At 54.5% G+C, this 8,070-nt stretch carries 7 protein-coding genes and 1 tRNA gene; 4 read left to right on the top strand and 4 right to left on the bottom strand.

What is annotated here, in order from left to right; all coding sequences use genetic code 11:
• The 3 genes from RMSM_RS00735 to RMSM_RS00725 all read right to left on the bottom strand — a co-directional run.
• Positions 1-824: BRCT domain-containing protein (locus RMSM_RS00735; protein WP_008690090.1), on the bottom strand; the 824-nt coding region annotated here is incomplete at its 3' end.
• The gene (ku, locus tag RMSM_RS00730; RefSeq protein ID WP_008690088.1) at positions 824-1,765 is read right to left on the bottom strand and encodes a non-homologous end joining protein Ku; all 942 of its coding nucleotides are present in this window, start codon (positions 1,763-1,765) and stop codon (positions 824-826) included. The genes ku and RMSM_RS00735, both read right to left, overlap by 1 nt.
• Before the next feature lie 564 nt (positions 1,766-2,329).
• Positions 2,330-2,403 (bottom strand) — tRNA-Met (locus RMSM_RS00725).
• 430 nt (positions 2,404-2,833) lie between these two features.
• On the opposite strand from RMSM_RS00725, the gene RMSM_RS00720 reads away from it, so the two are divergent.
• The gene (locus tag RMSM_RS00720; protein ID WP_008690083.1) at positions 2,834-3,610 is read left to right on the top strand and encodes a serine/threonine-protein kinase; all 777 of its coding nucleotides are present in this window, start codon (positions 2,834-2,836) and stop codon (positions 3,608-3,610) included.
• A 229-nt stretch (positions 3,611-3,839) separates the two neighbouring features.
• Positions 3,840-4,292: a response regulator gene (locus RMSM_RS00715; protein ID WP_160168200.1), complete on the top strand. Its 453-nt coding sequence runs from the start codon at positions 3,840-3,842 to the stop codon at positions 4,290-4,292.
• Between the two features lie 18 nt (positions 4,293-4,310).
• Here RMSM_RS00715 and RMSM_RS00710 read toward each other — a convergent pair whose 3' ends face one another.
• A complete protein-coding gene (locus RMSM_RS00710; RefSeq protein WP_008690079.1) occupies positions 4,311-5,753 on the bottom strand; it encodes a PDZ domain-containing protein in 1,443 nt (480 codons plus the stop codon).
• A gap of 354 nt (positions 5,754-6,107) precedes the next feature.
• Here RMSM_RS00710 and RMSM_RS00705 point away from each other — a divergent pair, with 354 nt between their 5' ends.
• Positions 6,108-7,328, top strand: coding sequence for a response regulator (locus tag RMSM_RS00705; RefSeq protein WP_040763346.1), 1,221 nt, complete (start codon positions 6,108-6,110; stop codon positions 7,326-7,328).
• Between the two features lie 30 nt (positions 7,329-7,358).
• Positions 7,359-7,907, top strand: coding sequence for a response regulator (locus RMSM_RS00700; protein ID WP_008690075.1), 549 nt, complete (start codon positions 7,359-7,361; stop codon positions 7,905-7,907).
• The last annotated feature ends 163 nt before the right edge of the window (positions 7,908-8,070 follow it).

Below are 8,070 nucleotides of genomic sequence, written 5' to 3'. Positions count from 1 at the left end.
TCATCGCCAAATTGGCCAAGCCACTGCGTGTATGCATGCATCGCTTCGGTGATCCTGCCTTCCGATTCAGCGCAGAAGGCTCGGTCGAACAGAAAATCTGGATCGTCAACTTGCGTGGTTGAGCGTGCTGAGGATTCCTGCGTCAACGAATCCTTAGCAAAGTTTGCGACGCACTCTTCATCGAAGCTAAAATGTAACTGGCCGCTTGAATCGACAAAACTATCGCCATGGCGCACCAGCAAACGCTTCTCCAACGCGACAATGCTGCTGTGCAAACCACGATGATCGGGAAGCCAATGTTGCAGGCGGCGTAAACTGTCGGCCAACTTCCTCGGCGAGACCCCGCGAGCAATCAAACGCGCGAGAGACTTTGCTGCCGCCACTTCTTGGTAATCAAACATCGGTGCGATCGCGGCAGGAGCGTGGGCCTGAATCAATCCCAACGCGTTCCAACGTCGCAGCCGCAGACCGCTGACCCCCAGCAGCCGACTAAGTTGTTCGAGCGTATGCAATCGGCGTATCTGCCCGGCTTCGTCGCTTCCACTTAAACGCCGCAGAAACTCCGCTTCGCCGATGATCGAAACCGATTCACCAGCGGCTTGCAGTTCACTGGCCCGCCGCAGGTTGCGAGTCATCGAACCCGACTTGCGTAGCGGCCATCCGTCAGCCCCGATCACCAACAGATCTGTCTGCTGGGATACTCGGTCGCGAACCGTCCCGCCTCGTTCCGTAATGATACGAACCGCCGCCACGCGACTCATCGACGCTAATCGCCCCGTAAACACGATTCGCCACTGAACCGGGAAGCTGGGCGGATGCGTCATTAGCCGGTCTTCCGTTTCGCAGTTTTGCGTTTTGATCCGCTACGTGATGTGCTGGCAGCCACCTTCTTAGCCGGTTTCTTCTTCGCCGTCTTTTTATTCGCTGCTGGCTTGGCAGGTTTCGCCTTCGTCGCCGATTTTTGCGATCCGCCCTCGGGCACGGGAATCTGCTCGATGCTCGCCTTCAAAGCGTCCATCAAATTAATGATCGTCGGCGCTTCCGTTTCCGGCGGTTTGACTAATTCCTTGCCTTCTACTTTCGCTTCAATCAGTTCACTGAGTCGCTGTTGATATTCGTCTCGATATTGGCCGAAATCCCAATCGTCGTGTGTCATTCCTGCCACCAACTGCTTCGTCAATTTGAGTTCTTGATCGGTAACGTCGATATCATCGACGTGCTGTTCAAAGCCCGTTGGCGTTTTCAGCTCCTGCTGGTGTTGAAGCACGGTCATGATTAACAGTGTACCAAGCGGGCGCACCACGACATGCTGCTCACGCTGGCTAAGAATCACCTCGGCCACAGCACGCATATCGTCGGCCGCCAACACTTCGCGAATCAACGTATACGGTTTCTGCGCGACCTTGCCATCGGGCACCAGATAGTACGAACGATCGGTTAAGAAGCGATCATCGAGTTCGTCGTCGCTGATGAACGTCGCAATCTCGATGGACTGGTCGCTCTTGGTTCGGATGGCCGATATCTCGTCTTTGTCGATCGGCACGTACTGATCTTCGCCGATTTGGTATCCCGAGATAATTTCTTCATTGGGCACCTCACCGTGTTCGGGACAAGATTTTTTGTACCGGATTCGGCGGTGACATTCGGCATGCAGCTGGTTCAGCCGGATGTCGCTCTTGCTGCTATCGGAAACCGTGAACGCTTTCACAGGAACCGAGACGAGCGACAGTTTCAGATAACCCTTCCAGGTAGGACGTGGAGCCATGAGAGTGCCATTTTTGAAGGAGAATAAAACAGCCATCCGGTGACTCGATAAACTCTTTGCTAGCAAAGCTTGTGCCGGTTCGGTTGCAGCGGTAGGCAGCTTGCCCAACGGGTATGCATTCGTCGAGGAAATCTCAGGCAGGCAGATGTTCCGTTGGCCAATAAATCAACCACGCCATCAGTCCAGGATTCGCACGTTGGCACGGGCGGCGAGTTGGATCAGACCAACTCAGGTGATGGTCGATCGACGACCAACCAAGACGCGGCAGTAGGACGATCAGAAAAGCGTCACAGTCGGCCCGCGCGGGCCTCATCTACTTGAAGCCAAAAAGTGTCGCCGACCTGTCGGAGTTGTCAGCCGCTACCACCTTAGCGAAAGCGGAAGGGGCGTCCAGCCAGGAAGCTGCTACGAGAATGCAAACACAGGCAGCGCCCAAGATAGAAATCTTTGCCGGCCGAAGTGGCAGTGGATTGGCCGGAGGCGTGAAACCGATACTCCGGCATTGCCTCTCGAGGGCACATTGCTGGTTTGCCTGAGTTGGTTATCAACCAGAGATTATGAAAATAGCGATGAGCGGACTCGAACCGCTGACCTAAGCCTTATGAAGACTCCGCTCTAACCGACTGAGCTACATCGCCTTGTGGGTGAAAAGTGTACCGGATTTGCTTCGGATGAAAAAGCCGATGTCATGACACCTTTTTTCTCATTTAGGATCACGCTTTCACGCCCCGGTTTGGGTGATGCGGACTAAATCTTTTAGTTCGCAGATGATCCTCGTTCCTCACCAAAGTTTCCGGAAAAATTCACTTCTGATTTGCAGTTTTATAGTGCGATGAAGCGTCCTCGAAAAGGGCGGGTTTGCCAGGAAATGAAGATCCCCGGGAGGATGGCTCGCTTTTCGAGGCGTTCGAAAGCATGATAAGGACAATCTGATGATCGCTGAGTTCGTTTTTTTCGGTGGTTTCTCGCGAGCGAGTCGGGCAAAATCGCGGTTACATCGGCGTGGAGACACGATGACAATGACAATGGCTTTCTTTGTTCCGATCTGGCTCGACGAAGGAATCACGCATGAATAACGACCGTGATGCCGTGCCGATGGGGGACCATCCCGCTGCCGCACCGCGACGCAGCGATCGCGACACCGAAAACGATCCCCTCGATAGCCGTCTGCCGCCCGCTGCAGTCCAAGATTCCATTCCAGCCCAAGATTTCGCTGCAGCCCAGCATGCCGAACAGGAGACTTTGCGTGATTGCATCTCCACAGCAGGCACTCTGGCGGTCGCCGATGCCATCTTCGTCGTCGACCAAATCGCGGCACAGTTGGATTGTTGGCATCGCCGCGGCAAAGCCCACGGGGCGATCAATCCATCGAACATTTTTTTGACCGACGACGGTTTCACTCGGATTGGTGGTGACGAAATTGCACGAGGCGTTTCCGGTTACGAATTTAAGCGAAATGCGGATGTCGGATCTGATCTGCGTAATTTAGGCTGGACGCTTCGATTTATGCTGACCGGCCGCGATCCTGAGGCACCGACTTGTCAGTCTGCTTCCGATTTGGGGGTAGCGAATCCCATTTTTAGACGGTTGGTTTCTCGAGATGAGACAGACTGCTACCGGTCGGCGGCGGAGATGAGATTTGATTTGAGGCAGCGAGGGTTTGATCAGTTGGAGCCCCTCGCTACTTCACGCGAATCGATTGCGGCAGCCCCCCAGTCGAATGAGGATCCTGTTTCACAGGAACCTGAACTGCGCCGACCCAATGTTCCGCGTCATTGGGTGGCGGCTGCCGTGGTTGTCGTCATCGTTGTTGCCACCATGAGTCGCAGATACTGGATGGGATGATGCAACAAAATACCGTTGAGGTGGGGAGAGCTGTATTTTTCAAAATGAATTTGCCATGATTCTGGCGATTCGACTCCCCCCGCTCGTTATGTGACCTATGTTTGCATTGGTCCGAGAATGAATCGCTCGCGTTTGCCTAGCCAGGGATCGAAGCGATTTCGGAGCAGCGGATCCGCCTGACGGGGCGAATACCACGTCGGGATTTTCTCGCAATATGGGGTTCGGTTTGATGGGGCAGTCTTTTGCTGTTTTGAGTCCGGTTCCGTTGACAACGGCTAATCCGGATAAAACGAAAACGCCGCGATTGATGGTCGTTGATTGCGATGTGAATTTTGTCGAGTCGCAGCGACGTGTCTTTCGTCCCTACGACGTTGATTTTCTCGCTGCTTTTAACAGCAAGCAGGCGTCTTGGCGGATTGCGACCGAGAAACCGGATTTGATCATCAGCGATACACAAACGCTGTATGGCGACGGCCAGAATCTTGTTCAATGGCTGCAAGACAATGCGGCGTTGCGGAGGATCCCGGTGATCGTCGCCTCGAACGAGTCCGATGGAAACGAAACCCGGTGTCAGCACACGCAACTCACCGCCGACGATTTTGTCGCCAAGCCCGTTGCAACCGATCAAATGCGGCAAGTGGTCGGTCGCTACATTCCACTGAAGCTGAAAGAACGGTCGTAGCGCTGTGGCGCCCTCCGCTTACCAATAAATACCAAAGTTGGGGCCGATCTGGACTCCGCCACGGTAGCCGTAGGGATAGTATCCACCGTAGTAGTAGGGCCGGCCACGGTATTGGTAGTAGTGGTACGGATAATAGGAGGGATAGCGATATACCGGGGTGCGAGGAACTCGGTAACGATAGGTGCGATTGTCTTGATAGCGATAACGTTCCCCCGTCCAATCATTGCTCAGATGTGGCAAGTTGTACGGGCGATTAACGTCGCCGCGGTTTCCACGGCCACGATCGCCATGGTCATGGTCACCACCTCGATCGTGCCCTCTGCCGTCTCGCTGCATCACCAATTGCACGAAGTCCGCGTGATTGAATTCATCACTCGATAGATCGTCGTCAGGATTTCTTTCGACGTTGTGTTCGCTGCTTTGTTGCTCGCTGCCTTGTTGCTGGTTGTCGCGAGAGTCGACTGGCAGTTGCCGTTTAAGCTCATCCATCTCGTTTTGTAACGATCGTATCTGGGCTCGCATGTCATCGATCATTTCTTCCATCACGTCGGAGGGACCTTGAGGCATGAACGGCCGCATGCCGAAATCGGGCGATTGGCCGTCAAACGGAGGTCCATCGAAGGCTGGATTCGAGGGGCCGAAGGGGCGACGGAACCATCGCAGCGGCGCATTTTCGACTTGCCCGAGCGTTACGGCAATCTGCTGCTCTTCGTCGTCTCGCTGAACCGTCAAATTGACCTGTGCCCCTGGTTCGAGGTCACGAACCTTTTCGACAAACTTGTCGATCGTCGTCACTTTTTGATTGTCGATTTGGATAACCACATCACCCGAGCTTAGACCTGCTTTTTCGGCAGGGCTGTTGGGGTGGACTTGATCGATCGCTACGCCCGGTTCCCCGTTGTCGCGATCCGCCAAGGCGACGCCTAGCCACGCTTGGCGACTGTTCGGTAACGTCGTTGCCTCGGCCGCCAACGTCACCTGCTTGGTCATTTTCTGACCCCGACGCCACACGCTGACATTGACGGTATCCACCGCCGTCAATCCTTCGATGAGCTCTTTCAATTCCTTCGGGGTGGATACCGTTTTGTCATTGATGGCCAGGATATAGTCGCCACGTTCGATCCCAACTCGTTGGGCGGGACTGCCCATGACCACGTCGTGGACGCAAACTCCTTGGCCCGGGCACGATCCAACGACAACCCCCAGTGCCGGCGAATCGCGATCGATGTGCTCGTCGGAGGCGGTTTCCGCTGGCGACGTTGCCGCTGGCGATGTTGCCGCTGGCGCTGCTGGTTCCGCTGGCGCTGCTGGTTCCGCTGGCGCTGCTGGTTCGGTCGATCCGGCTGGCGTGTTCTTCTGGGTTTCCGCAGTCTCTTGCGAAAACGCAGCCGCACTCGACAACGGCACGGTCACGGCACCGGCGATCAACCAGGCAAGTGTCGATTTCTGGTAGGTTTTCATTGTTCTGAAGTCCGCTTTGGGAGAGTGATTGTGCAACAGCAAACGAAGGCTTTTATGTGCAAATCACGTTCCCGATGATCGAAATCGGAACGGCATGTGAAGGTTTCCGCGTCGGCGGTTGACAGGTCTGCTTTTTTGCAGCTCGCCGCTCGCATTGGCAGGGCCAGTCCGTCTCGTTTTTTGTCTTGACGATTCCGGCACGCTCGTTCCAACGGCCGCCACGCGATCAACTATAATGTGAAGGCATCGACGCACTACAGAATTGGAATCGAGTTTGACGGAATCGAGTTTGACAGAATCGAGTTTGGCAGAATCGTTGTTGCGCGGCGTTCCGTCGATAGGATCATTTTCAGCATGAAGGTTCTTGTTGCGGAAGACAGTTCGGTGTCTCGGATGCTGTTGGTCAGTCACCTGCGGCGTTGGAATTACACGGTCGTCGAGGCGGTTGACGGCGAACAGGCATGGCACAAGTTTCAAGAGGAATCCTTTTCATTGGTGTTGACCGATTGGATCATGCCGAACATGGATGGGCTCGATCTGATTCGTCGCATCCGCAGTTCTAAACATGCCGGGTACTGTTACCTAATCCTGTTGACGTCCAAGTCGGAAAAGGAGGACTTGGTCACCGCGATGGAGTCGGGGGCGGATGACTTTCTAGTCAAGCCGTGCGACCAGGAAGAGTTGCGAGTTCGACTTCGCGAAGGCGAGCGGATCATCCGGCTGGAACAGGAATTGGCCGAGCAAAACCGGCAGCTGCGAGAGACCCAGGCGGCGTTGGTCGAGAGCGAAAAATTGGCCAGCCTTGGTCATCTCGCTGCAGGCATGGCTCACGAGATCAACAATCCGATCGCGTTTGTCACCAACAATCTAGCAGTGCTTCGCCGCGACCTCAGCGATATCGTGCGATTGGTTGACAAGTATGAAGAGATTCGCCCCTTCATTCAGGGGGCCCCTCCGGAGCTGGTTCAACAATTGGCCGAGATACAGGAGGATTGCGATATCGCATGGCTGCGAGAGCATTTGCCTCAGCTGCTACAGTCGTCGACCGAAGGGTTATCACGCGTTCGTGATATCATCGTGAATCTGCGTGACTTCGCGAGGTTGGACCAGGCGTCCGAAGACCAGTTGAATCTACGCGTTGCCATCGAATCGACGCTGCAGATGTTGAGTCTTCAAATCGAAGAAAAGCAGATTCAGGTCCAAACCCAGCTCGATTCGGATGCCACCATCCAGTGTCGACCTGATAAAATTCATCAAGTCATCTACAATATTGTCCTTAATGCAATCCAAGCCAATGAGATGGGAGCGGTCCTAAAAGTTCGCTTGGAAAGCGATGCGGATTGGAACCACATTGAGGTTCAAGATTATGGATGCGGAATGGATGCTCAAACCAAAAATTCCGTGTTCGAGCCTTTCTTTACCACAAAACCGGTAGGGACAGGCACAGGGCTGGGTATGGCAGTCAGCTATGCGGTGGTCCGTGACCATGGCGGATCGATCACGATCGAAAGTGAGTTAGGGCAGGGAACGACGGTACACGTTAAATTGCCTCGCGGGGATCAAGGTACCGGTTGATGACACGCGTAGAACTAGGCGGAACAACTAATGACGAAGTCACACTCGATTTTGATCGTCGATGATGAACCCGATGTCCTTTTCTCACTCACAGGGCTATTGCGACGTGATTTCACCGTCCATACGGCCACCAGCGGGAGCGAGGCTCTGCAAATCATGGCAGAGCATCCGGTGCATGTGATCATGACGGATCAGCGGATGCCGTCGATGACCGGATCCGAATTGATGCAGAAGGTACGCAACGAACACCCCGAAGCCGTTCGAATTATCTTTACCGGGTATGCCGATACGCGTGCAGTGGTCGATGCGATCAATCAAGGTGAACTGTATCGCTACATCACCAAACCGTGGGATCCCGACGACTTGCTCGAGATGCTCAAGGAAGCGGCCCAGCGACACGATGTCATCGACGCCCGAGAAGAACTCATGCAACGGCTGGGCAGCTATTTGGATGATGCCGAAAGTGTCACGGACGCCGTAGACGACTCGCAACTCGTTCACGAGACGCTCGAGCGATTCAAGTCGCAAACGGCGAGTCTCCGTCAAACGCTGGAACGAGCAAGAGGTGACGATGAGTAATCGACAACCCGCACCGTTAGTCGTCTTGATTGACACCAATGCATGTCGATGGCACGCAGGGACTTTCGATTCGTCCGGCGACCCCATCCCGCTGTTATGCAGTGAGGAAGGGAATTTGGATTCCTATCTAGGACAACCATTTGACGAACAGATTTCATTCTTG

Source organism: Rhodopirellula maiorica SM1 (assembly GCF_000346295.1).
Taxonomy (GTDB): Bacteria; Planctomycetota; Planctomycetia; order Pirellulales; family Pirellulaceae; genus Novipirellula; species Novipirellula maiorica.
Note: the sequence above shows the minus strand (reverse complement) of the source record. Positions and strands in the feature narration are given on the sequence as shown.

Coding starts and splice junctions, on each gene's coding strand:
- ku (WP_008690088.1), bottom strand. CDS start 1,765: ATGGCTCCACGTCCTACCTGGAAGGGTTATCTGAAACTGTCGCTCGTC.
- RMSM_RS00720 (WP_008690083.1), top strand. CDS start 2,834: ATGAATAACGACCGTGATGCCGTGCCGATGGGGGACCATCCCGCTGCC.
- RMSM_RS00715 (WP_160168200.1), top strand. CDS start 3,840: ATGGGGCAGTCTTTTGCTGTTTTGAGTCCGGTTCCGTTGACAACGGCT.
- RMSM_RS00710 (WP_008690079.1), bottom strand. CDS start 5,753: ATGAAAACCTACCAGAAATCGACACTTGCCTGGTTGATCGCCGGTGCC.
- RMSM_RS00705 (WP_040763346.1), top strand. CDS start 6,108: ATGAAGGTTCTTGTTGCGGAAGACAGTTCGGTGTCTCGGATGCTGTTG.
- RMSM_RS00700 (WP_008690075.1), top strand. CDS start 7,359: ATGACGAAGTCACACTCGATTTTGATCGTCGATGATGAACCCGATGTC.